Source organism: Blautia faecis (assembly GCF_020554845.1).
In the GTDB taxonomy this organism is placed as follows: Bacteria; Bacillota; Clostridia; order Lachnospirales; family Lachnospiraceae; genus Blautia_A; species Blautia_A faecis.
On record NZ_JAJCIA010000019.1, the window covers coordinates 56,823 to 81,192 of the forward strand.

The window sequence follows — 24,370 nt, forward strand, 5'->3', positions numbered from 1 at the left end:
AAATTGTGGGAATGATTTTGGGGCGTAATCTGGAATTAAGAATATCAGAAGTAAAACCTAAATAATTCTACGATTGTAGAAAAAGTGATTGACATTTAATTTCTACAGATGTAGTATATAACCGACTTCTACAAAAGTAGAAAATGAAAGGGGATTTTACTATGAAAATGAAACTGGTTAAAATGATAGCACTTATGGCGGCGGTGACATTAAGTGGTTGTTCAGCTGGAACTTTAGAAAATACCGGAAATTCTGCCTCTGATTCTGCTGCAAATATAGTATCTTCAAATAAAAAGGCTTCTTCATCCACGAAGAGATCAAATACTGTAAGTTCCATTGGTACGGCAGGTAATACTGCAAGTGGTGCAGCAGGTAATACCGCAAATAGCACAGCAGGTAATACTACAGGTGGCGCGGCAGGGAATACCACAGCCAGTACAGCAGGTAATACCACAGGTGGTGCGGCAGGGAATACCACAGCCAGTATAGCAGGTAATGCCACAGCTGGTACGACAAGTAATACCACAACTGCCACAACAGATGCTACATCCGATATTCTTTCCACCACAACAATCACCCTGTATGATAGTGATGGAAATACAGTTTCTGTAGAAAGAACAATTTATAAAAATTATGACTGCGAATATGTAGATGCTGACGGTATGGAATACAGCACCGATGACGATGTTTATTTTACAGATGAAAATGGAAAGACCTACCAGTCCTTAAATGACAGTACCCATTATTTTGGTGCCGAGTTAGAGCAGCATGTATTACAGGATGCCAATGGAAACGGTGTGACAGTTACAGAAACAACTAATGGAGATTATTACTATATGGATGATAATGGCACTGGTTATATTGACAACGGCGACGGAACCTGGACGGATGAGAATGGGAATAGTTATACAGAATAAGAGGAGGGATGCGGCTGAAAGCTTTTTTCAAAAAGGTGTCAGGCTGTGTACCATTCTCGGGCTATAGAAATGTGGTGTTTGGCTTTTTTAGTCATACACCCTTTTTTCGTATTAAAGACTGGCAAAAATCCTCAGTGGAATAAATCGCAGTGCTGTGTTAATATAGAAGAAAATTGTTATTGTTTATTGGTAACGCAAAATCGCAGAAAGGACGGCTGTCTTATGGGAAGCTACCTGAATCCGGGGAATAATAAATTCAAAAGAGCGGTGAATTCGGATATTTACGTGGATAAAACAGGATTAATAAAATATACAAATAGTATTGTCGATACGCTGCAGTCCTGTGTATGTGTCAGCAGACCAAGGCGTTTTGGAAAGTCTATGGCAGCAGATATGCTTACGGCTTATTACAGTAAGGGCTGTGATTCCAGAGAACTCTTTTCCGGTTTGGAAATTGCCAAGGATGAAAGCTTTGAGGAACATTTGAATAAATACGATACCATTTTTCTGAACATGCAGGAATTTTTGAGCAGAAGTTCAAATGTGAAGGAATTGTTGGAGAGAGTAGAAGGCAAAGTAATCCGCGAATTGAAGAAACAGTACCCTGAGGTGGAATTATATGACGAAAATGATCTGGCGGAAACTATGCAGGATATTTTTGCAGAAAGTGAGTGCCCTTTTATAGTTATTATTGACGAGTGGGATTGTATTTTCCGGGAGTTCAAACATGATAAGGCTGCGCAGGAGATTTACCTTGATTTTCTGCGTGATCTGCTTAAGGATAAAGAATACATTTATCTTGCCTATATGACGGGAATTTTGCCAATAAAGAAATACGGAACCCACAGTGCACTGAATATGTTCGATGAATTTTCAATGATTGATCCGGGCCCCTTGGCTGAATATGTAGGTTTTACAGAAAAAGAAGTAGAAGCACTTTGCCAGAAGTATCAGATGGATATTAATGAGATCAAAAACTGGTATGATGGTTATTCTTTTGAAGAAGTAGAATCTGTATACAGCCCGAAGTCGGTTGTGAGCTGCATGCGCCTTGGAAAACTGGGAAATTATTGGAATCAGACAGAGACTTTTGAGGCATTGCAGATTTATATTGATATGAATTTTGAAGGACTCCGGGATGATGTTCTGAGAATGATTGCAGGAGAAGCAGTACCAGTAAATACAGGAATTTTTACCAACGATATGATAACTTTCAGAATTAAAGATGATGTGTTGACATTGTTGATTCATTTGGGGTATCTGGGGTATCATTATGCAGAAAAGACTGTTTTCATTCCAAATAATGATATTCGCTTAAAATTTATCTGTGCATTTTTAGATATATATGTAAAAGCTAGTTTGAAAATACAATACAGAAAAGAGGAATCCATATGACTCTGGCACAACTTCGTTACGCGATTACGGTGGCGAATTCCAATTCTATGAATGAAGCTGCCCGGAATCTTTTTATATCACAGCCAAGCTTATCTTCGGCAATCCGTGAACTGGAGGAGGAAATCGGTATAGAACTTTTCCGCAGGACAAACCGTGGAATTTCCGTCACCCCAGAGGGAGAGGAATTCCTGGGCTACGCCCGCCAGGTGGTAGAGCAATACGAACTGATCGAATCCAAATACGTTTCCAAAGAACATACCAAGAAGAAATTCAGTGTTTCCATGCAGCACTACACCTTCGCAGTAAATGCCTTCGTGGAAATGGTGAAGCAGTTCGGAATGGACGAATACGAATTCGCCGTCCACGAAACCCGCACCTACGACATCATCACCGATGTAAAAGACTTCAAAAGCGAGATCGGCATCCTTTACCTGAACGACTTCAACCACAAAGTCCTGGAGAAACTTTTTCACGAATTCAACCTGGAATTCCACCCAATCCTGGAGTGCAGCATCTACGTCTACATGTGGAAAGGCCATCCCCTTGCTGACCGCTACCTGATCACCCTGGAAGACCTTCGCGAATACCCTTGCCTCTCCTTCGAGCAAGGCACCTACAACTCCTTCTACTTCGCCGAAGAAGTCCTGAGCACCTACGAATACAAACGCCTCATCAAAGCCAACGACCGTGCCACCCTCCTGAACCTAATGGTAGGTCTCAACGGCTACACTCTCTGCTCCGGAATCATCTGCGAAGAACTAAACGGCTCCGACTACTGCGCCGTGAAGCTAGACTCCGACGAGGTCATGACCATCGGCTACCTTGCAAGAAAAGGAACCACGATTAGCAAGTTAGGACAGAAGTACCTGGAAGAAATTGCCAAATACAAAGACAAAGCATTACGATAATCCACACACTTACATAAACTTCCATTTGGAACTAAAGCTGAACCTACCCCCCCACTACACCCACCCCCCCCACTTTCAGTTTGGGCGGAAACAGCGCAGCGCCTTCCCGCCCAAACGTCCGCTTCGCTCAACTGTTCACCAACCAGTACACAGCCAGTGGGGGAGGGATAAATCTAAGCGAGCCATTTAAGGAGCGCCCTTAGTGGCGGTGAGATCCATGACTTACGGAGACTTATGCGAGAGGGCTCTCCCGAGCGCATTAGTCGCAGTTAGTCATTAGCTCACCAGAACGTTGCGACGGCGAGCGTGATTTATCCCTCCCCCGCTGGCGTCCACTTTAGCTATAGCCTTACCCTATAACTAGCCCAAACTTTTAAGAATTAACACTTTTACTCCAATTGTGTTATAGTAACCATATCGACGATGAAACACCACTTAAAGGAAAGAGGAAAGACATGTCTTCAATATTAATCCAAGATGTGAGCAAAACCTTCGAAACCAAAGACGGTTCCGTACAAGCCCTGAAACACGTAAGCCTCTCCATTGAAACCGGAGACATCTACGGAATCATCGGAATGTCCGGTGCAGGAAAAAGTACCCTGGTACGATGTATGAACTTTCTGGAAGTACCATCCGAAGGAAAAGTATTAATAGACGGAAAATCCCTCAGCGAATTTTCCCCAAAAGAACTCCGCAAAGAGCGAGAGAAAATAGGAATGATTTTCCAGCATTTTAACCTGCTCATGCAGAAAAACGTACTGGAAAACGTCTGCTTCCCACTGTACATCCAGGGGAAGAAAAAAGCCGAAGCAAGAGCAAAAGCCCTGGAGCTTCTGGAAATCGTAGGACTGGCAGACAGAGCGAAAGCATATCCCGCACAGCTCTCCGGTGGACAGAAACAAAGAGTGGCAATCGCCAGAGCCCTGGCCTCCGATCCACAGATACTGCTCTGTGACGAAGCCACAAGCGCTCTGGATCCCCAGACCACATCCTCCATACTTGAACTTTTGCAGGACATCAATCAGAAATTCGGAATCACCATTGTGATCATTACCCACCAGATGTCAGTTGTCCGTGAGATTTGTACTCATGTGGCAATTATGAAAGACGGTGAAGTAAAAGAACAAGGCCTTGTAGAAGAAATCTTCAGCCACCCGAAATCACAGGTAGCCAAAGAACTGATTAGCAAGGATTCTGGAAACGACGTAGAAAGCAAAAAGCTTACCCAGTCAGAAATCCAGGACGGCGAAATCGTTCGAATCGTATTCTCTGAGAACTCCGCATTCGAACCAGTAATCGCAAACCTTATATTAACCTTCCACGAACCTGTAAACATTCTGAAGGCAAACACCAAAAACGTAGGCGGTGTAGCCAAAGGAGAAATGATCCTCCAGTTCATGAGTGACAGTACCAATGTACCGGAGATGAAGAAATTCCTTACAGAACGTGGACTTGAGATAGGGGAGGCGAACTGATTATGTGGACGAAACAAGTAACCGATATGATAATCGCAGGTGTAGGGGAAACATTATATATGACCCTGTTTTCCACCTTCTTCGGATATGTATTTGGAATGCCCCTTGGAATCCTGCTGAAAGTATCCGACAAAGAGGGTCTGCGGCCAAACGCAGTACTATATAAGATCCTGGATGTGATCGCAAATATTTTCCGAAGCATCCCATTCCTGATCCTGTTGATCCTGCTCATTCCATTCACCAGATTTCTGGTAGGAAAAAGCTATGGAACCACAGCCACTATCGTACCCCTTACCATTGCGGCAATCCCTTTTATCGGACGAATGGTAGAGTCTTCCTTAAATGAGGTAGACCCGGGAGTTATCGAGGCTGCAAGATCCATGGGAGCAAGCAACCTTCAGATCGTATTTAGGGTAATGCTGGTAGAAGCAAGAACATCCCTGATCTCAGGAGCTACCATTGTAACAGGAACTATCCTTGGTTACTCCGCAATGGCAGGAACCGTAGGAGGAGGCGGACTTGGAGACATTGCAGTCCGTTACGGATACAATCGCTGGCAGACGGACATCATGCTGGTGACAGTTATCCTTCTGGTAGTACTGGTACAGATTTTCCAGACAATTGGTATGTTCATAGCCAACAAGCTGGATAAAAGAAAATAAGTCAAAAAATGATTGTAATGTAGAAACTAAATATATTTTTAAAAAAAGAGGAGGAACTTTATTATGAAAAAATTAATCGCAGCAGCACTCACAGGAGCATTAGTACTTGGAACCGTTGGAACATCCGTTGTTTTCGCAGCAGATGATGACAAAACCATCACAGTAGCAGCATCCGAGACACCACATTCCGAGATCCTTGAAGCAGCAAAACCGATCCTTGAGGAAGAGGGATACGACCTTGAGGTAACGGTATTTGATGATTATGTACAGCCAAACGAAGTTGTAGAGAGCGGCGATTTCGATGCAAACTACTTCCAGCACATTCCATATCTGAACAGCTTCAACGAGGAAAAAGGAACCCACCTTGTAAATGCAGGCGGAATCCACTACGAGCCATTTGGAATTTATCCTGGAACAAAATCCAGCCTTGACGATATCGCAGATGGCGACACAATCGCAGTACCGAACGATACCACAAACGAGGCAAGAGCACTTCTTCTTCTCCAGGACAACGGAATTATCAAACTGAAAGACGGTGCAGGTCTTGAGGCAACTGTAAACGATATTGAGGAGAACCCATACAACGTAGAAATTGTTGAGCTTGCAGCTGAGCAGGTAGCGCGTGTTGCAGAAGAGACTTCTTACATTGTCCTTAACGGAAACTATGCACTTCAGGCTGGTTACTCTGTATCCAAAGATGCACTTGCATATGAGACCTCTGATTCCGAAGCTGCAAAAACATATGTAAACGTAATCGCAGTAAAAGAAGGAAATGAGAACAGCGACAAGATCAAAGCTCTTGTAGACGTATTAAAATCTGACGAGATCAAAGATTTTATCAACGAGAAATATGACGGAGCAGTTATCCCGTTCGAGGACAGCGATGACGCTGAGACAGGAGATGCTGAAGCAGCAGATGACGCTGACGAGACTGCAGCTGCAGAAGCTGACACAGCAGACGAGACAGCCGAGGAGACAGACGCTGAATAATCTGTAAAAATTAAACAGGGTTTTATTAAGAGAGTGATTATAAATCGGATTGAAATGCATTGGAAAAGATACATTTCAGTCCGATTTTTGCCTGTAAAAAAAGCAGTGTCCAATATATGGAACAGTACATAATTATGGAATAGGGTGACCTTCAGCCCTCTGCAAAAACAGTTGAAAAACCTTATAAAATCTGCTATTATAAAAACGAATTTTTGTAGGTATCGAGGTGAGGCCAAGTGAAAAAAAACGAATGTGCGAACCGGCTTGTCTGCCTGTTTTTCAGTGTGGCAGTTGCGGTTTTGTGTGTGCTTTTTGCAGGCATGGAAGCGAAGAGCATTATGCATGTTTACGATCTGAAACCGGCCTCAGCTTCTTTGATTTCACCAGAGCTTTCCAGAAGCACCCGGACAAGTGCAGAAGAACTGACAGGACTTCGGCAGGTGTCTGTAAGGCTGGAGGCGGACCAGCGCCTTCGCCACAGGTCAGGCGTGGAAATTGTGGTGCTCATCATGTTGGCAGTTCTGCTGGCGAATACCGTATTTTATAAAGCAAAGAAACGTCTGCTGACCAGAAATGATGCTGACGGCAGACGGTTTATTATCTGTTACATCCATCATCAGGATGGACAGAAACACTGAAGATCATATACCATTGTTTAATATTGCTGATTGCTGCAAGTGTTTTCATTATGAGTAAAGCATTGCAGTGGAGAGCAATTATTTTCCATGTAAACAAACGTATATGATTGGAGGTATGACACTATATGTTACTTAATATTTTTATAGGAGTAATGATTGTTGCAGCCATTGCTGTCGGCATCTGGATGGCATGGTTTGACAGTCATGGAGGAAAGAAATGATAGCACAGATTTTTGCAGTAGTAATTTTCCTGGCGATGTTCATTCTGATCATCACAGAAGTATGGGAAAGACATATTGTTACGCTGGGATGTGCGCTCCTTACATTGATTCTTGTATTTGGAATCTGTATGCACAGCCCCTCAGCAATTATTGAAACACTGAACATACATAGTATTTTTTCACCGGGATTCTGGCACACAGCAGGTGAAGCAAGCGAAGCTTCTGCTGGAATCAACTGGGAAACTATCGTGTTCATCGCTGGTATGATGATCATGGTAGAAGGCATGGCAAACTCCGGATTTTTCCGCTGGTTATGCATGAAGATCGCGAAACTGGTTAAATACCAGATTATCCCGATCTTTATCACATTTATGCTCCTGTCCTTTGTACTTGCTATGTTTATCGATAGTATCACCGTAATCCTGTTCCTTGCAGCGGTTACCGTAGAACTGTCACAGCTGCTGAAATTTAATCCGGTACCAATGATCCTTGCAGAGATCTTCTGCGCCAACCTTGGTGGATCCGCTACCATGTGCGGAGATCCGCCGAACATTATCATTGGAACATCACTTGGATTTTCCTTTGCAGATTTCGTGACAAACACAGGTCTTATCGCGGTGATCGCACTGGTGCTGGTTGTAATCTATTTTTACTTTATTTTCCGCAAAGAGCTTACCGAAAATGCGGGAAAAATTGATCCGTCTACGTTACCGGATCCGGAAGAAGCGATTGTAAGCAAGAAGGGTTTCACCATCAGCTGTGTGATCTTCCTCTGCGCTGTTGTCCTTCTGGTAACACATTCCCAGACAGGGCTTACCGTATCCTGTATCGGTGTATTTATCGCAGCAGTGACACTGATCACTTCCGGAAAAGATGCTTTGGACCTTCTGAAAAAGGTTGATTACAAGACACTGCTGTTCTTCGTAGGACTTTTCGTAGTTGTTGGCGGTCTGGAGCAGACCGGTATCCTTACGATCCTGGCTGGATTTATTGGAAAAGTCAGCGGCGGAAACCTGATGGTAATGATCGCCATCATTATCTGGGTATCTGCTATCGCAAGTGCATTTATTGATAACATTCCGTTTGCAGCTACCATGATCCCGGTTATTGACAGTCTGGCAGCCGCACAGGGAGTTGATATTTCCATTCTGGCATGGGCTCTTGCAATGGGTACTGACATCGGCGGAAGTGCAACCCCGATCGGAGCTTCTGCAAACGTAGTCGGTATCGCAACAGCAGCCAAGAGCGGTCACATGATCAAATGGGGAAAATACTGCAAGGCAATGGCACCTGCCACGATCCTGGTTGTCCTCGTTTCCATGCTGATGATTTATGCTAGATATTTATAATGCCATAAGGGGGAAGTGTAGAACTGTCAATTATCAGAGAAAAAGCAGTGCCAAAGATCTGGCATGCCATGAATAACTGACAGTTGGTCTTGCCCGCTTTTAACGGCATTTTATCCGGAAAAATCCGTGAAACAAGAGCGGATTTCTCTGGTTAGAAGGGAGGATACCATGAAAACACAAAAACAGGTGATCATTTCCATCGGACGAGAGTTCGGAAGCGCAGGCCATGAAATTGCAGAGCGAATCGCCAAGCGCTATGGACTTTCGTTATACGATCACAATCTTTTACGCGAGGTGGCAGACAGCCATAACGTAAATCCAGAAGAGCTGGAAATCTTTGACGAGATGAAGCACAACAAATTTCTTTACCGCACAGTGAAAGGAATGAGCAGTTCTCCGGCAGACAACGTTGCTATGATGCAGTTCAATTTTCTTCGGGAAAAGGCTGAAAAAGGAGAATCCTTTGTAGTTGTAGGACGTTGCTCTGAGACAATCCTGAAGGATTATGAGGGCCTGATTTCCATCTTCATTATTGGAGACATGGATCAGAAAATTGCCCGTGTAGCCCGTCTTTATGGAAAAACCGATAAAGAAGCTGAGCGCTTTATCAAAGAGAAAGACAGAAAGAGAAAGAAATACCACGACAGTCATTGCAATTCCAAATGGTCAGATTCCCATACCTATGATCTGAGTCTGAACAGCAGCACTCTTGGCGTGGAGGGAAGCGTTGAATTTCTTTCATCTTATATTGACAAAAGGATATCAAAAATGAAATAATAAGCTTAATGACAAAGGTTCTGCCAGGACGCATACAAGTGTCAGGGCGGAACCTTTGTGGTTTTTGTGGCCGCAGTCAGTAAGAGTAGTCAGAAATAGTTCTGATGTTGGGAAGGTGCTACCCTAAAGCCACGAACTCTCATTTATCCAGGAGGAAAATTTATGTTCACTGATGACGAAAAAGACTACATTATGCGTATGATCAAAGAGATTGCCCGTGTCCTTGCCAGCGTCATGCTTGGGAAAAAATATGTTCAGGTGGAATTGCCGGTAGAATCCAAATATCAGATTTCCGGAGACAAGCTTCACCATATGAAAACCATGGTGGACAGAGGCGAGATCAACGAGGCAGAGAACGAACTTCTTGACCGGATCGATTACGCTGACAAAGAAGCTCTGGCAGAAGCTATGTTTTTCTACGAATATGCTGCATCCAAAGGGGATGAATTTCTGGAAGCGCACAACTATTCCCTGGAGGAAATAAGGGATGGGATCCAGCAGCTGGCAGAAGATGCTGGATATGGAAATATTATAAATATGCTTGATATAAAATAGAATCTCTTGTGATATATGAAATACTGCGATTTTATTAAGTCTGCGCCCAAAAGTATTTTTGCCAAGTGGGAGCGCCATAGGCGTGGAACAGCTGACTTTCCTATATGGAGATGTCGCCGACAGGCGGCATGTCCGTTTAGAGTGAAATTGTGATCACGCTTAAAATGATGAGGAGATTATAAGATGTTTCTTGAAAAAAACAGAGACCGGATAGAAAAAGACTTTGAAGATTTTTCCAGGGAACTGCCAGGAAAAGCGGAAGAGATAAAGAAGAGAATGGAAGCACTAAGTCCTGATATTGTGATCGGAATGAAATATCTGTACAGCAATATGCCCTACAGCGATGTGGGAAACTATACCTTTGACACTTATCTGGATTATGTGCAGCAGGGAATCTATCTCTGGGAAAATTCCCCTTATGTAAAGAATTATCCAGAGCTTTATTTCCTGAATTACGTGCTTTTTCATCGGACAAATGATGAAGAAATCAAACCATGCCGTACCTATTTCTGGAAAAAAATAAAGGATAAGGTCCAGGGGAAGGCCATGGTGGAAGCTGCACTGGAAATCAATCACTGGTGTGCGGGAGAAGTGATGTACCAGGGAACGGACATGCGTACCGGCTCCGCACTGGAAATTTACAGAAGCGGTGTAGGCCGCTGTGGTGAGGAAGCCGTCTTTGTGGTAAATGTAATGCGAAGTGCCGGAATCCCTGCAAGACCAGTGTATGTGCCGAGATGGTCCCACTGTGATGACAACCACGCCTGGGTAGAGGTCTGGTGCGATGGCGACTGGCATTATCTGGGAGCTTGCGAGCCAGAAGCTGTTCTGGACAAGGGCTGGTTTACCAATGCAGCATCCAGGGCCATGATGATCGGCTCCAGATGGTATGACCGCGCTATGCCAGACGAAAAAGTGATCGGAAAAGACGGAATGAACCGGATCATCAATCTTCTTGGTAAATATGCCAAAACCAGGTGGATCACTATTACAGTGGAAGATCTGGATGGAACTCCGGCTGCTGGGGCAAAAGTACGGGCTGAGGTAATGAACTATGGGGAATTTTCCCCGATTGCAATAATGGAAGCAGACAAAAATGGCTGTATTTCCTTTGAAACCGGTTTTGGAAGCCTGCTGATCTGTGCTGTTTATGATGGTGCTTACGGGGAAAAGGTAATCGACACAAGAGAGGACGACCATTTTACCTGTACTCTTGGTGAGGAATATGAGGATGAGCTTTGGGTGGATTTTGACATGAATGCACCGGAGGATACCGGCAGAATAAGATGGAATATTACCCAAGAACAGGAAGAAGAGAATAATCACCGGATTGCCGCTGAGGCAGAACACTGCCGCCGTAAGATTGAGAAATTCCAGCCGCTGTGGAAGCGCTGCCTTTTTGGACATACCATGAAGGAAGTGGAGCCTATGATGGCTGTTTTGTCTGAGAAAGACAGAAGGGATGCTTTTCCAGAAGTGCTGGAGGGCCATTATCAGGAGGCCTCGGTTTATCGCGAATTTAATCCAGATGAGATTTACATTCCATATGTATGGAATCCCCGCGTGGAAAATGAGGTCCTTACCAGGTGGAGGAAGAAGATCCTGGGCTATTTTGACAAGGGGCAGAGGGATGCTTTTGAAGCGGATCCCAAGAGCATCTGGACCTGGATCGAAGAGAACATTTCAGTCCGCAATGACAAAGAGCGCCTGACTGCATACACCACTCCTGGTGCAGCACTGGAGCTTGGAATTGCCGGAGAGAAATCCCACAAGGTGCTTTTCGTGGCAATCGCCAGAACCCTGGGAATCCCGGCACGTCTGAATCCTGCTGATGGAGCTATTGAATATTGGGATGGAATGAGGTTTGTAGCAGTATTGGAAGAGAGCCGGAAGGAATCCCATCTTACAGTCTTCGCCGGGGAAAAAGGGGACTGGAATTATTTCCAGAACTGGACCATTGCGGTGACAGACGGAAGAGGATACCTTACCCTGGATTTCAGCGACCGCAAGTGGGAAGCTGGAAAACTGGAATTGGATATCATGCCGGGAGATTACCGGATTCTGACTGGAAACCGTCTGCCAAACGGAAACATTCTGGGAAAAAGATACGATTTTCATATTGAAAAAGATGAGACGAAGCGGGTAGAACTGGAGCTTCGAGAGTATAGTCTGAAGGAAATGTTCAACCGTCATTCCATTCCGGATTCCAAGCTGACCGATCGGGCTGGAAATCAGGTGCTGGTGTCTGAATTGACGGGAAGAAGGCGCTGCGAACTGTCTGATGCAGAGCACATAGATGTTCCTTGCAAGGCAGACGAAGGGCTGGATGCGGCTGTAGCCTTTGGAGACGCTGCCAAACGGGAGAATAGTCTGGTTGCGCGCAATATTCTCTTCTGGTTAGAAGAGGGCCGCGAGCCTACCGAGCACATCCTCAATGAAATGATGGATTTGAAAGAAAAATATGAAAAAATCCAAAAGCAGGTTATATTTATCCTTCGCAGTAAAGATTCTTTAAAGAATGCTACTATGGTGAAATGTCTGGAACTGTTCCCTGAAATTCAGGTGTACTTCCACGATTTCGGCAAGGACAAGGAAATGACCGCCCGCCGCATGTACGTAGATTCCGAGAAGCTGCCGCTTATGGTCATTACCGAAGGCCCTTGCCAGGGCATTTTTGCAGCAGCTGGATACTCTGTGGGTATGGCGGATATGCTGATGAGGATTTTTGAGGCATGAACCGGGACCAGATTAAATATGCAGCCATGTTTACCATGCTATTAAACCATATTGCAAACATTTTCCTGGAACCAGGTACCTTCCTTTTTGAGGTGATGGTGGACGTGGGTTATTTTACCGCTATCACCATGTGCTACTTTCTGGTAGAAGGCTACGGCTACACCCGCTCCAAAGAGAAATACGGCAAACGGCTTCTGCTGTTTGCCCTGATCTCCGAAATTCCCTTCTGTCTTGCATTTACAGAAGAAGGAACCATCAGTTTCGTAAACATGAACATGCTATTCACCCTTTTTCTATGCTTTTTGATTCTTTATGCAATGGAAAAGATCCCTTCAGGAACCCGGCGGATACTCTGCATCTTGGGCCTGGTATTTGCCTCCGCCTACAGTGACTGGGCCCTTCTTGCCCCCATCTTCACCTACTGGTTCGCAAGCGGTGGCCTCCGGGATGCACAGGGGAAAATGCTGCCAGCCGGCGGCCGGAATGCTGATCAGAAAAGCCATCTGGCTGGCGGCCAGAATCCTGAACGAAAAAAACTTTTATGGAAGGTTTTCAGAAAGGCAATGCTGTTCTTTGGTCTGTTAAACCTTGTAGAAAACATGGAGCAGACCACTCCTGCCAGGGCTGTTATCCAGTCCCTCGGCGCCACCGCCGGAATTCTGCTCTCAGCACTTTGCATCATCTATCTCTACAACGGAAAGCGCTCCGAAAAACATCGAACCTTTTCTAAGTGGTTCTTCTACATTTTTTATCCGGCACATTTGCTAATATTAGGTATATTGAGAATTGCTATTTAATTGGTTGGTCGTTATCCCGGACGCGATTTCACAATGTATATTCACCGCCGCGCGTCGCAACGTTCCGGCAAGCTAATGACTAACTACGACTAAGACGCTCAGGAGAGCCTTCGCGCCTAAGTCTCCGTAAGTCATGGATCTCGCCTCCACTAAAACCGCTCCTGAAATGCGCGGCTTGCGAATATACATTGCAAAATCGCTGGTTACTGGAAAGGGAAGAAAGAAACAGTAACGACAACAACGGGGGTGGGGTGAAGTAGTTGGTATCCCGCAACTTTATTGGTTTTTCTAATCTATCGTTGTCAAGAAAGTATCGGGAAACCAATCACTCCCCCTCCCCTTCGTTAAAAGTTCTTGCCAACCAGCAAGTTCCAGCCGACACACAGCATTTGGGCAATGTGTATTACTCCAGCGAGCCATTTCAGGCGCGCCCTTAGCGCAAGCGAAATCCAGCGCTTACGGAGACTTATGCGTGAGGGCTCTCCCGAACGCATTAGTCGCAGTTAGCGATTAGTTTGCTGGAGCGTTGCGCCGGCGAGAGAGTAATACACATTGTCCAAATGCGTCCCTCCTGAAGAACTTTTAACACACTAAATAGCAACTGAGAAAACCTTGTACAATAAAACCGGCTATGCTAAAATAAAGAAAGATTTCAGGGACAAAGCAGTTTGTCCCTTGTTTTACGTTTGAAGAAAGGATACCCTATGTTTCACATAATCCCCAACAATTTTTTTGTTCCGCTATCCTCGCCAAACCGAATTGTGTACTGGGAATGTATCAGCCGCCTTTTTGCCATTATGGAACACCAGCTCTCCTTTGGCGTGGAAAGAGAAGTGCTGGTAGACGAGCTGGAATTTTATTTTGGGCAGGAAAATGCGGCCCAGCTGGTGGAAGAAGAATTTCAGGCTGATGACAGCCGAAGCCGGGCTAACGGCATTTTGCGCCGCCTGGAATACTACGGCTGGATCGAAGTGGAAACAGACAAAAGCTACGTACAGCGTGTAAACTTCAAGGAATACGCTGTGAAAATAATCAAAACACTCCTGGATATCGCAGATGGGAAACAAATTGAATACCAGGGGTACATTTATACCATCTACAGTCTGGTAAAAGGCACCATGGATAAGCCGGGTATCGTGCTCATGCAGATCTGGGAAAACACTGACTACCTGATCACTGGTCTGAAAAACCTCAATTCCAACATCAAACACTACATTGATGACCTTACCAGACACAGCACGGTTGCCCAGATTATGGATGCACTGTTTAACGACTACATTACCAATATTGTAGACAAAGCCTACCACCGCCTGTTGACTTCTGACAATGTTTCCAAGTTTCGTCCGGAAATTATGCAGTGCCTGGAGAAAAAAAGCCACAATGAGGAATTTCTGGAAAAGGCATCTGCAGAGATTGCAGCTATCCGGGAGGTTTCCGAGGAAGAGGGGCGGGAACTGACCTACCGTTATCTTCACGAAATTATTGAGGCTTTCCGCAATATGGACGAGATTCTTCAGGAAATCAACCAGAAAAATACCCAGTACCAGCGAGCTGCCATCAACCGTGCTAAATTTCTCCTGGCAGGAAATGAAGATGTGCGGGGGCAGTTGAAAGAAATACTCATGGGAATTAATGAAGAAATCAACCGGGAAAATATGGATCTTGGGGGAATCTACCGCATTGATTTTCTGGATGATCTGGTGCGTATTTGCCAGTGTTCTATTCTGGAACAAAGTTCTCTGTATCTGGCAGTAGAAGGGAAAAAGGAATTCATCCCCTCCAGTCTGGAGAATGAGGAACCAGACGAAGAGCTTCGCCGTGAGAAAATGAGAAAGATGGCAGAAAAGATCCGGAAAGTGATCAGTGTAGAGAAAATTCAGAACTACGTAAACCGTTATCTGGCGGAAAAAGATGAGCTGGAAGCAAGCCAGCTTCCTCTCAATAATGAAGAGGATTTTATCAAACTGATCTATGTGCGCCTTTACGGTCAGCGCAAAAATATGGGATATGTAATAGAAACTCTGGAAGAACGGGAAGTAAACGGCTACCGTTTCAAAGATTTTCGGATACGGAGGAGAGAAAATGGAATATCTGGAAGGAATGCTGCAAAAAGAAAAGGATAATTTCAGCAGGGTTTGTAACCGTCTTCTGGGAACCTGCTTTTTGTGCAAAGGAAACCAGAATACCAAAGCAGATTATTATTTTGTGCTGAAATACAGGAAAGAATTTAAAGAATATCTGGGCGTTCTTGGCTATCGCCTTGAGATAAACGAGGAATATGGAGTGATTCAGCTGACCAGTCCGAGAGGGTATAACCGGATGAATCTGAAGCTTTATGATTCCATTGTACTTCTGATCCTGCGAATCCTTTACGATGAAAAGAAGCGTGAGCTTTCCGCAATAGAGGAAGTAATCGTGAACCTTGGAGACATTCAGGATAAGTTTGTGAGTCTTAATATCCGTGACAGATTAATCGACAAAACCACCATGCGAAATGCCCTGAGCCTGTTCCGAAGATATCAGATCGTGGAGCTTCTGGATAAGGATATGGGAGATGAAGAATCTCGTGTTCTGATTTACGACTCCATTCTGATGGTGGTACGTGCAGAAGACATTAAGGCAGCATATGAGAAACTGGAGACATACAGAAAGGGAAGAAACGAAAGCGATGAAGAAACTGACGAGGATGAAGCTGATTAATTGGCATAGGTTTAATAACTGTACCATAGAGTTTGGAGATTCCACTCTTTTATCTGGTGAAAACGGCGCTGGAAAATCCACTCTTCTGGACGCAATCCAGTTTGTGATCATCTGTTCCACCGGTTATTTTAACAAGGCGGCCCACGAGAATGGCAAGCGAAGGCTTACCGGATATATCCGCTGTAAAACAGGAAAAGAAAACCAGCCTTATGAGCGTACCGGTGAGATCAGCGCTCATGTTGCCTTGGAATTTTATGAGGAAAGCAAGGATAAATATTTCATTATCGGTGCTGTTGTGGACTCTGCTTCTGAGGGCCAGGAGACCACAGTGCGATATCTGATGGAGAATACAAGGATCTCAGATGATCTTTTCCTGTACGGAAACCAGGTGAAATCTATTGCAGAATTCCGTGGTTCCAATATTGATATCCGCCAGTGGTGCAAGACCAATGTAGAAGCCCGTAGAATGGTCACAGCAAGACTTGGAAGGATTGAAGATAAGTTCTTCCGTCTGATTCCAAAAGCGCTTGCATTTAAGCCAATCGACGATATTAAGGACTTTGTTTACTCTTACGTGCTGGACGAAAAAGAAGTCAATATTGATGTACTTCGGGAGAATGTGCGTACTTATCAGGATATGGAACGTACCCTTGATAACGTGAAAGAACGCATGAAAAAACTGAAAAAAATACAGGAATTGTACCAGCGTGTACAGGAGCGTATTGAAAAGGACAGGATGTACGAGTATTTCCTGAAACGTAGTGATCTGGAGCTTGTGGAAGGACAGCTTTCCAGTCTGGAAACTGCCAGAAAAAACGAAGAAATCCGTCTTTCCCAGGCGAAAGCCCAGCTGGAAATGCTTCAGAAAGAGCGCTCTGAAAAGCAGGAAATTGCCACAAATATCCGTGTAGAACTGCGCCATAACCAGGAATTTGTAGCTTTGGAAGAGGAGAAAAAAGAGCTGAAAAGGCTTCGGGATAAGAGACAGGAAGCTATGAATGAGGAGACGGAATTGAAGAAGAGCGTGGCTCAGGCGGCCAGGGACTGCGAGAGTTTATTGCGGACTATGGGGGCCGGGAACACTTCCAGATATTCTGCAGCAATTTCTACCGAAATGAGTCAGTCTGCAAATGCAGAAAATGAAACTGGCGTAGATTTCGCTTCCTGTATCCGTGAATACCGGAAAAAACTTCAAACTCTGGATGGTGATATCAATGTAACAGAAATAAAGAGCCTTACAGATGATGTGATCCATTTCAAACAGATGCGCTATGGAGAACTGCAGGAAGAGCAGGCGCAGCTGAAGATCCGGCTTAACCAGAACCAGACAGAATGGGAGAAATTAAGCAAAAAGATCAATAAACTGAAACGCAAAAAGCTGACTTATCCATCTGGGGTAGAGCTTCTTGTGGAGTCTGTACAGGAAGAATTTGCGGGTATTGGAAGAGAAATCCAGCCTGGAGTGTTCTGCGAAATGCTGGAAATTAAGGATGAGGAATGGCGAAACGCAGTAGAGGGGTATCTGAATACGCAGCGTTTTTACGTGCTTGTAGAACCGGAGAACTTCGATATTGCACTTGGTATTTATGACCGTCTTCGAAGAGAGAAAAAGGTTTACGGAGTAGGTCTGATCAACACGAAAGATCTGGAAAAATACGACACTGCTCCTGCTGGAACTCTGGCAGAAGTAGTCACATCCCAGAACAAATATGCCCGTCAGTACAGCAACATGCTCCTTGGAAAAGTACAGATGTGCGAGCGTTACGAAGACCTGAAAAAGTATTCTGTTTCTATCACAAAGGGCTGTATGAGATATCAGAACTGTGTGGCAAGTGCCATCAAACCAGAGGTATTTCGTGTGCCGTTTATCGGCAAAAATGCTTTTACTGTACAGCTGGCACAGGCTGAAGAAGAATTTCAGAAGCTTAGTGAAACAATGGAAAATCAGGAGAAAAAGCTGTCTGACACAAAAGAGATTCTGGGACTTCTTTCTACAGAAAGTGACGTGGATATTAAGTACCGTCTGGATGTGATCGCTACCCTTCGTATGTTAAATAAATCCATTGATAAATGTGAGGAAAATATACGAAAACTGAAAGAAAATTCCACCCTGATCCAGAAGCAGCTGCAGCTGGATGAGCTGGAAAAAGTGCTTAGGGGATTGGATTACACCATCAGCTCCGACACGGAAAAAATCGGTGGAATGCGTGCCCGGATCCAGGATTTGGTTGCCAGAAAACAGACACTTCTGGAAAAACAGATTACCGGAAAGAGTGAGGTAACCGCTCTTGCAGCAGATGCGGGAGAACGTTTAAATAGCTGGAATCGGGAATATAAGGAGGCTCTGGGAGTAAGATCAATTGAGCAGTTTCAAAGTGAATATTTTTATAAACTGCCTTCTAATAAGAGAAAATATAACAGCGAGAGATGTCAGATTGCCAAAGACAATATGATAAATGCCATGGTGGAATATAAGACCGAGCATGATTTTGGTGCAGCTGCCAGTCTGGAAGGTTTTCCTGAATTTGAGGCGGTGTATGAACGTTTGAAAAACTCTGAACTTCTTGATTATGAGGAGAAAGTACAGTCTGCCCATAAAGCGGCAGAAACAGAATTTCATGAGCAGTTCCTGGCGAAATTACAGGAGAATATGAAGCTTGCCCAGGGGGAATTTAAGGAACTGAACAAGGCGTTAAAGGGCATTGATTTTAGCAGTGAACGCTATGAATTCCAGTTTATGCCAAGTAAGAAATACCGCAATTATTATGAAATGATCATGGATGATTTCAATGTGACACAAGGCGAATCCCTGTTTTCGGGAATTTTCCATGAGGCTCATAAGGATGTAATCGAGGAGCTGTTTGAACAGCTTTCGGTAAGTGGAGATAACAGTGCACAGGCTCTTGACGAGTTTACGGATTACCGTACTTACATGGATTATGACATTAAGATCATTCATAATGACGGCACCTATTCTTACTATTCCAAGGTATGTGAAGAGAAGAGCGGCGGTGAGACACAGACCCCATTCTACGTGACAGTTGCGGCTTCTTTTGTGCAGCTTTACAGCAATAATATTGGTGGCGAGGCAGCTGGGCTGGTACTTTTTGATGAGGCCTTTAATAACATGGATGATGAAAGAATCGGCGGCGTTTTGGAATTCCTGAGACGCCTTCCATTACAGCTTATTATCGCCGCTCCTCCAGATAAGATCCAGTATATCGGCCCGGCTATGGATGAAGTGATGCTGGTAATGACAGATCAGAAGCAGAGTTATGTGGAGGAATATCATAACGCGGTGTAGGCCCTGTTTGAAAAATTATTCCCATAATCTGCACGCACCAGTATGGTTGACAGTTGTTGTGTTTTTTTGAGATGATTCCACAATTCACAGTTGCACAGTGGCAGATTAAGCGGTAAAATAAACGAAAATAACGCAGAGGAGGTATCGCATATGACAACATTGGAAATTCTGGACCGTCTGCAAGGGGATGCACTGAAAGATGGTGAACTTCGAAAAAAGCTTTTGGCAACCCGTTTGGAAAAGGATCCTCTCACTGTTTTTTGCAGATTATGCAGGGAACTTGGCTATGAATTGTATGAAATGGACCTGGTATCTGCCGGAGAAGACTTCTATGCCACCATGCGCCGCAGTACCAATGGTGGCGGAGAAAACTCCCCGAAGCTGGAGGGGGAAGATGACTTCTATGAGCTTTTGATGGCAAGCCTGGAGGCAGCGGAGAAAGCAGAATAGAATTGGCTCAAATTGACATCAACTATGAGTGTTTTAGGTAAGCCAAAAGTATTACACAAAACATTATGTAAACTAAAAGGACGACAGTTGAAAACCTAAATTTCGTTGAAAATTAGAGGGAAATGTCTGTTATAGATTGAAAAACAGGGAGTATGTATGGCAGAATTAACAGAATTGCAGAAGCAGTTATTCGAATTACAGGATATAAAATATCGGGATTTCCACAGCAAATTAATGCCCGAAACAGCCAAGGAAAAGATTATTGGAATCCGTACTCCTGTGCTTCGGAAGTTTGCAAAAGTATTCGCCGGTACTCCGGAATCAGAGGACTTTTTGCAGCAGCTTCCTCACCAGTTTTATGAGGAAAATAACCTTCATATGATGCTGATCACTGGAATAAAGGACTATCCGAAATGTATGGAAGAAGTACTGCGATTTCTGCCATATATCGACAACTGGGCCACCTGTGATTTCCCAGAGCCAAAGTGTTTTCGTAAGAACAAAAAAGCAGTATTAGAAGAGGTCCGGAAGTGGATCGCCTCCACTGAAACCTACACTATTCGCTACGGAATTGGCATGCTTATGCGCCTTTTTCTGGATGAGGATTTTTCCCCAGAGTATCTTGAAATGGCAGCTGGCGTACAATCACAGGAATATTATGTAAACATGATGATTGCCTGGTATTTTGCCACCGCGCTGGCCAAGCAATGGGATGCTGCAGTCCCTTATATTGAGCAGCACAGACTGTCGGACTGGGTACATAAAAAGACTATCCAGAAGGCAGTGGAAAGCTACCGGCTTACGTCTGAACAGAAGGAATATTTGAAAGGCTACCGTTAAAAATAGGATTTTATGGTTTAGAGACTAAGAAATGAAAAACGCCAGAATGAAAAGCTTTATCATGCGGTAAAGCGAATTTCATTCTGGCGTTTTGTATTTATGCAGGCATAAGATCCTGGTGGCTGCCGCAAATCAGCGGAAGCTCTTCAGCCAGTTCACCAGGGAATCATGCCAGATATTGTCATAAACGGTTTTCTTCATCTGGTCGGTTACCGGACCATTGTTTGCCATTTTCGCAAGGATTCCGGCTTGAAGCTCTTTTACGGTCATGTCCTCTGGGGACTTGGACCAGTCTACGGTTATCTGAGATTTTTCGGAGGCTGGTTCGGATGCGGTAGTAGTATTAGATGTTGTACCATCAGCTGCTTTTTCAGAAGCATTTGTGGTGCAATCAGAGTTACCTACAGTAGTCGCAACCGTTTCCTTTATGCTGTCCGTATTCGCAGCATTTTTCAGTGCCTGAGAGATCGGAGTTGTATTTTGCTCTGCGACAGTGGCAGCAGCTTCCTCTTTTGTCTGGTCTGCGTTGTCAGCCTTAACTGTTGTATTAGTAGTTTCCGGTGTCTTTGCATTCATCTCTACCGGCTTATACTCTGGCATATCCCCAGCCGGAACCCAGATATTGCCGCTGTTTCCGGCAACGGTTACATGAATGCGTCCATTTTCTACAGAAACTTTTTCACCGGTCAGAGTACCTACATACTCAGCTGCATTTCCAGCAGCCAGATCCATAGAAGCGGCATTGTCATCATTATTTACAGTGATGATCACACGCACCCCATCCAGGTCACGGGCAAAAGCATACTGGCGGTTGGTGAGCATAAGCTCTGCATAGCTTCCATAATTAAGAGCCGGTGTATTCTGGCGGACTTTTCCAAGGGCAGCAATAAGAGCTGTGCAAGGATTTTTCTCCACTGCGTCAGCATAATCAGCAAGATTTAAGGCTGGTCTTAAGCTGTCATCTGAGGTTCTTTCCTTACGTCCCTCAATTCCAAATTCAGAACCATAATAAATACTTGGAACTCCCGGAAGGGTGTAGAGAAGCACATGAACTGGAGCAAAATGCGCCTTATTGGAAAGTTTGGTGTAAATTCGTTCTACATCATGGTTGTCCACGAAATTATAAAGATCAAGGTCGCCCATGTTCTGCTGATATTTTACAGTGTGCGCGATCTCAAAATAGTTATGGTCATTGTGTCCGCTGTAAAGAGCCTTGTGAAGTGCATAATTTGTAACACTGTGAAGGGTGCTGCCATTTACCCAGCGACTGTAATCGCCGTGGATGACTTCGCCCATCAGCCAGAAATCCGGCTTCACTTCCTCAGCGGTGCGGCGCAGCTGTTTCATAAAATCAAAGTCCAGAACGTCCGCAGCGTCAAGACGGATACCATCCACATCAAATTCAGAAACCCAGAAACGGATCACATCGCAGATGTAGTTCTGCACATCAGGATTACGCTGGTTTAATTTTACCAGAAGATTATATCCGCCCCAGTTTTCATAGGAAAAGCCATCGTTGTATTCGGTATTTCCAGAGAAGTTCACATTACAGTACCAGTTTACATAAGGTGAATTCTGTCGTTTCTCCTGAATATCTTTAAATGCGAAAAAGTCACGTCCGGTGTGGTTGAATACGCCATCAAAGATAACCTTGATCTCTTTTTCGTGGCAGGCTGCAACGAAATTCTTCAGATCCTTGTTGTCCCCCAGACGGGAGTCAAGCTTCCTGTAATCAGTAGTCTCATAACCATGTCCCACACTTTCAAATAAAGGACCAATATATAAAGCGGTGCACCCGATCTCTTTAATATGATCGATCCACGGAAGAAGTGTATTCAGCCTATGCACAGGCTCTCCATACTCATTCTGCTTCGGCGCCCCAGTCAAACCCAGTGGATAAATGTGATAAAAAACTGCCTCGTTATACCAACTCATGTCTAACACCTCTGTCGTTTAAAATAAATTTGTACATTCAACGTCTTCTATAATAGCAGATTTTAGGAGCTTATACCATATAAAAATATGATGATTCATGATACTCTGTAAGGACTGTTAAGAATTTTTTGAAAACGGAAAATATATTGAAAATTTTACTTAAGGGCGAAGGGGTAAAAATAGTGATTCGATATATAAAATGACGGAAGAACAGAAGAAAGCCTTTGTTGAGGCCTGATGGTAAACTATATTGACAAAACCTATTGATATACTATGAAAACAAGGGCATATTTTACAACAACATTAACGAAAGGAAAAACCACTTTCAAAAGCGGAAAAATGGCAGTGAAGAGCTGAAAGTTTCATGCTAAAGTGCAGAAGTGGCGGGCCATCAGATGAATAAAAGGATAGATCCAAGAATTTTTCATAAGAATACTGCAGAAGATTATCTTCGGGCAGCGATAGAGACAGCGAACTGGATCGACACGCTGGCGGTGAAGACAGAGTATGGAAGGATCTGGAAAGCGCTTCCGGAGGGACAGGAAGGATATCGTGAAGATGTTCCTATGTTTACGTCAAAAAGTATGTATGACGGTTCAGCTGGAATCGGAATTTTCCTGATCCGTCTTTATGAAGCCACTAGTGATGAGAGATGGCTGAAAGAAGCAGAAGAAGCGGCTGCGCATATTATTGCTACGCAGGTTGGTCCTGAATGGTATCAGCATACCCTACTTACATTCGGAGGTGAAAGGAATCATTCCTGTGCCGGGATGGGCGGCAGGATCTTATAATGGACCGGTAGGAGAAGCCTATTTCCTGGAGGATCTTTACCATGTGACAAGAAAGCAGGAGTATCGCGATTTCGTGTTACGCACAGCGGATATTCTTATGGAGGCAGCTTCTTGAGATGAACGCGGGTTGTTTTGGAGCGAGCAGGAGGATATTACTGCAGATGGCGGATTTATTGTTTTTCTGGATATTGTATATCGTCGCACTGGAATCCGGAAATATCTGGATTTTGCCAGTGAGGCAGCCGAACCTGGTATGACAGTTGGTGGAGAACCATCCCCACCAGAGTAGTAAGCTACCCGGGACTTTATGTAGGCGCAGCAGGATGCGGCTCTTCTTTACTGAGGGCTTACGCAGCGCTTACAGGAAAGAAGCTGACTAATTTGTATGAGTATCATTTTTTTGAGAAAATATAATGTACTTTATAATATGTACGAAGAATATGGAAATTATTTAACTGCAAAATATTACGGAACGTTTTCTTACATATAAATATAGCGCCTCTGCATACACTGTAAAAACAGCGTCGGCGGAGGCGTTTTTTTGAAAGAGTATATTGAAGAGCGGGCAGTAGAGATTGGAAATTATATTATCGAAACTAGGGCAACTGTAAGGCAGACTGCAAAAAGGTTTGGGATATCAAAGTCCACAGTACATAAGGACGTGACGACCAGACTTGCAAGCTTAAATCCAGCACTTGCAAGGCAGGCCAGGGCTGTGTTGGAGGTGAATAAATCAGAGAGACATATCAGAGGTGGTTTAGCTACCAGGGAAAAGTATTTGCATCAACATATGCTAGAAAACAATTTGCACAAAAAAATATAAACTTTTTTGTAAAAAGTGCTTGACGATTCCTTGCGGCAGTGGTATAGTAAACAAGCTGTCGCAAGGAATTGCTTCTGAAATACTGAAAAATAAAATAGTTTTCAGAA

General features: G+C 44.2%; 20 protein-coding genes and 1 pseudogene. 20 read left to right on the plus strand and 1 reads right to left on the minus strand.

Annotated elements, in window-relative coordinates:
* The first annotated feature begins 161 nt into the window (after nt 1-161).
* The 17 genes and pseudogenes from LIZ66_RS10825 (at nt 162) to LIZ66_RS10905 (ending at nt 20,714) form a co-directional block, all read left to right on the plus strand.
* Nucleotides 162-917, plus strand: coding sequence for a hypothetical protein (locus LIZ66_RS10825; RefSeq protein ID WP_173715776.1), 756 nt, complete (start codon nt 162-164; stop codon nt 915-917).
* A gap of 222 nt (nt 918-1,139) precedes the next feature.
* A pseudogene (locus tag LIZ66_RS10830) lies at nt 1,140-2,243 on the plus strand (AAA family ATPase); the annotation flags it as partial.
* Nucleotides 2,244-2,308: 65 nt separating this feature from the next.
* Entirely contained in the window at nt 2,309-3,220 is a 912-nt protein-coding gene (locus LIZ66_RS10835; RefSeq protein WP_195409241.1) for a LysR family transcriptional regulator, read from the plus strand.
* Between the two features lie 455 nt (nt 3,221-3,675).
* Nucleotides 3,676-4,695 (plus strand): methionine ABC transporter ATP-binding protein, encoded by a 1,020-nt coding sequence (locus LIZ66_RS10840; protein ID WP_173719240.1) that lies wholly within the window; start codon nt 3,676-3,678, stop codon nt 4,693-4,695.
* Between the two features lie 2 nt (nt 4,696-4,697).
* Entirely contained in the window at nt 4,698-5,357 is a 660-nt protein-coding gene (locus LIZ66_RS10845; RefSeq protein WP_117849363.1) for a methionine ABC transporter permease, read from the plus strand.
* Between the two features lie 63 nt (nt 5,358-5,420).
* Nucleotides 5,421-6,347, plus strand: a complete 927-nt coding sequence (locus LIZ66_RS10850) for a MetQ/NlpA family ABC transporter substrate-binding protein (RefSeq protein WP_148461575.1) — start codon at nt 5,421-5,423, stop codon at nt 6,345-6,347.
* Nucleotides 6,348-6,583: 236 nt separating this feature from the next.
* Nucleotides 6,584-6,985 (plus strand): hypothetical protein, encoded by a 402-nt coding sequence (locus LIZ66_RS10855; RefSeq protein WP_173717209.1) that lies wholly within the window; start codon nt 6,584-6,586, stop codon nt 6,983-6,985.
* A gap of 217 nt (nt 6,986-7,202) precedes the next feature.
* Nucleotides 7,203-8,555, plus strand: a complete 1,353-nt coding sequence (locus LIZ66_RS10860; RefSeq protein WP_148461577.1) for an ArsB/NhaD family transporter — start codon at nt 7,203-7,205, stop codon at nt 8,553-8,555.
* A gap of 168 nt (nt 8,556-8,723) precedes the next feature.
* Nucleotides 8,724-9,332, plus strand: coding sequence for a cytidylate kinase-like family protein (locus LIZ66_RS10865; protein WP_148461578.1), 609 nt, complete (start codon nt 8,724-8,726; stop codon nt 9,330-9,332).
* A 162-nt stretch (nt 9,333-9,494) separates the two neighbouring features.
* Entirely contained in the window at nt 9,495-9,887 is a 393-nt protein-coding gene (locus LIZ66_RS10870) for a DUF6483 family protein (RefSeq protein WP_148461579.1), read from the plus strand.
* Nucleotides 9,888-10,070: 183 nt separating this feature from the next.
* Entirely contained in the window at nt 10,071-12,623 is a 2,553-nt protein-coding gene (locus LIZ66_RS10875) for a transglutaminase family protein (protein ID WP_195982742.1), read from the plus strand.
* Nucleotides 12,620-13,420, plus strand: a complete 801-nt coding sequence (locus tag LIZ66_RS10880) for a TraX family protein (RefSeq protein WP_173719244.1) — start codon at nt 12,620-12,622, stop codon at nt 13,418-13,420. Before LIZ66_RS10875 ends, LIZ66_RS10880 begins: the two co-directional genes overlap by 4 nt.
* A gap of 704 nt (nt 13,421-14,124) precedes the next feature.
* Nucleotides 14,125-15,543, plus strand: a complete 1,419-nt coding sequence (locus tag LIZ66_RS10885; protein ID WP_227200812.1) for a Wadjet anti-phage system protein JetA family protein — start codon at nt 14,125-14,127, stop codon at nt 15,541-15,543.
* On the plus strand, nt 15,503-16,120 hold the full coding sequence (locus tag LIZ66_RS10890) for a DUF4194 domain-containing protein (protein WP_118583732.1): 618 nt from the start codon (nt 15,503-15,505) through the stop codon (nt 16,118-16,120). The genes LIZ66_RS10885 and LIZ66_RS10890 overlap by 41 nt, the downstream gene beginning before the upstream one ends.
* Nucleotides 16,089-19,424 carry an ATP-binding protein gene (locus LIZ66_RS10895; protein WP_227200811.1) on the plus strand — a complete coding sequence of 1,112 codons (3,336 nt, stop codon included), beginning with the start codon at nt 16,089-16,091 and terminating at the stop codon, nt 19,422-19,424. Before LIZ66_RS10890 ends, LIZ66_RS10895 begins: the two co-directional genes overlap by 32 nt.
* A 150-nt stretch (nt 19,425-19,574) precedes the next feature.
* Nucleotides 19,575-19,874, plus strand: coding sequence for a hypothetical protein (locus LIZ66_RS10900; RefSeq protein ID WP_173717214.1), 300 nt, complete (start codon nt 19,575-19,577; stop codon nt 19,872-19,874).
* Between the two features lie 156 nt (nt 19,875-20,030).
* Nucleotides 20,031-20,714, plus strand: a complete 684-nt coding sequence (locus LIZ66_RS10905) for a DNA alkylation repair protein (RefSeq protein WP_195982744.1) — start codon at nt 20,031-20,033, stop codon at nt 20,712-20,714.
* A gap of 132 nt (nt 20,715-20,846) precedes the next feature.
* Here the strand turns inward: LIZ66_RS10905 and LIZ66_RS10910 are convergent, their stop codons facing one another.
* Nucleotides 20,847-22,649: an alpha-amylase family glycosyl hydrolase gene (locus LIZ66_RS10910; protein WP_227200810.1), complete on the minus strand. Its 1,803-nt coding sequence runs from the start codon at nt 22,647-22,649 to the stop codon at nt 20,847-20,849.
* A gap of 395 nt (nt 22,650-23,044) precedes the next feature.
* Here LIZ66_RS10910 and LIZ66_RS10915 point away from each other — a divergent pair, with 395 nt between their 5' ends.
* The 3 genes from LIZ66_RS10915 (at nt 23,045) to spoIIID (ending at nt 24,263) form a co-directional block, all read left to right on the plus strand.
* Nucleotides 23,045-23,440, plus strand: a complete 396-nt coding sequence (locus LIZ66_RS10915; RefSeq protein ID WP_227200809.1) for a lanthionine synthetase LanC family protein — start codon at nt 23,045-23,047, stop codon at nt 23,438-23,440.
* 127 nt (nt 23,441-23,567) lie between these two features.
* Nucleotides 23,568-23,729: a hypothetical protein gene (locus LIZ66_RS10920; RefSeq protein WP_195478767.1), complete on the plus strand. Its 162-nt coding sequence runs from the start codon at nt 23,568-23,570 to the stop codon at nt 23,727-23,729.
* A gap of 252 nt (nt 23,730-23,981) precedes the next feature.
* Complete coding sequence (gene spoIIID / locus LIZ66_RS10925) at nt 23,982-24,263, plus strand: sporulation transcriptional regulator SpoIIID (protein WP_118583748.1); 282 nt, start codon at nt 23,982-23,984, stop codon at nt 24,261-24,263.
* Nucleotides 24,264-24,370 lie beyond the last annotated feature (107 nt).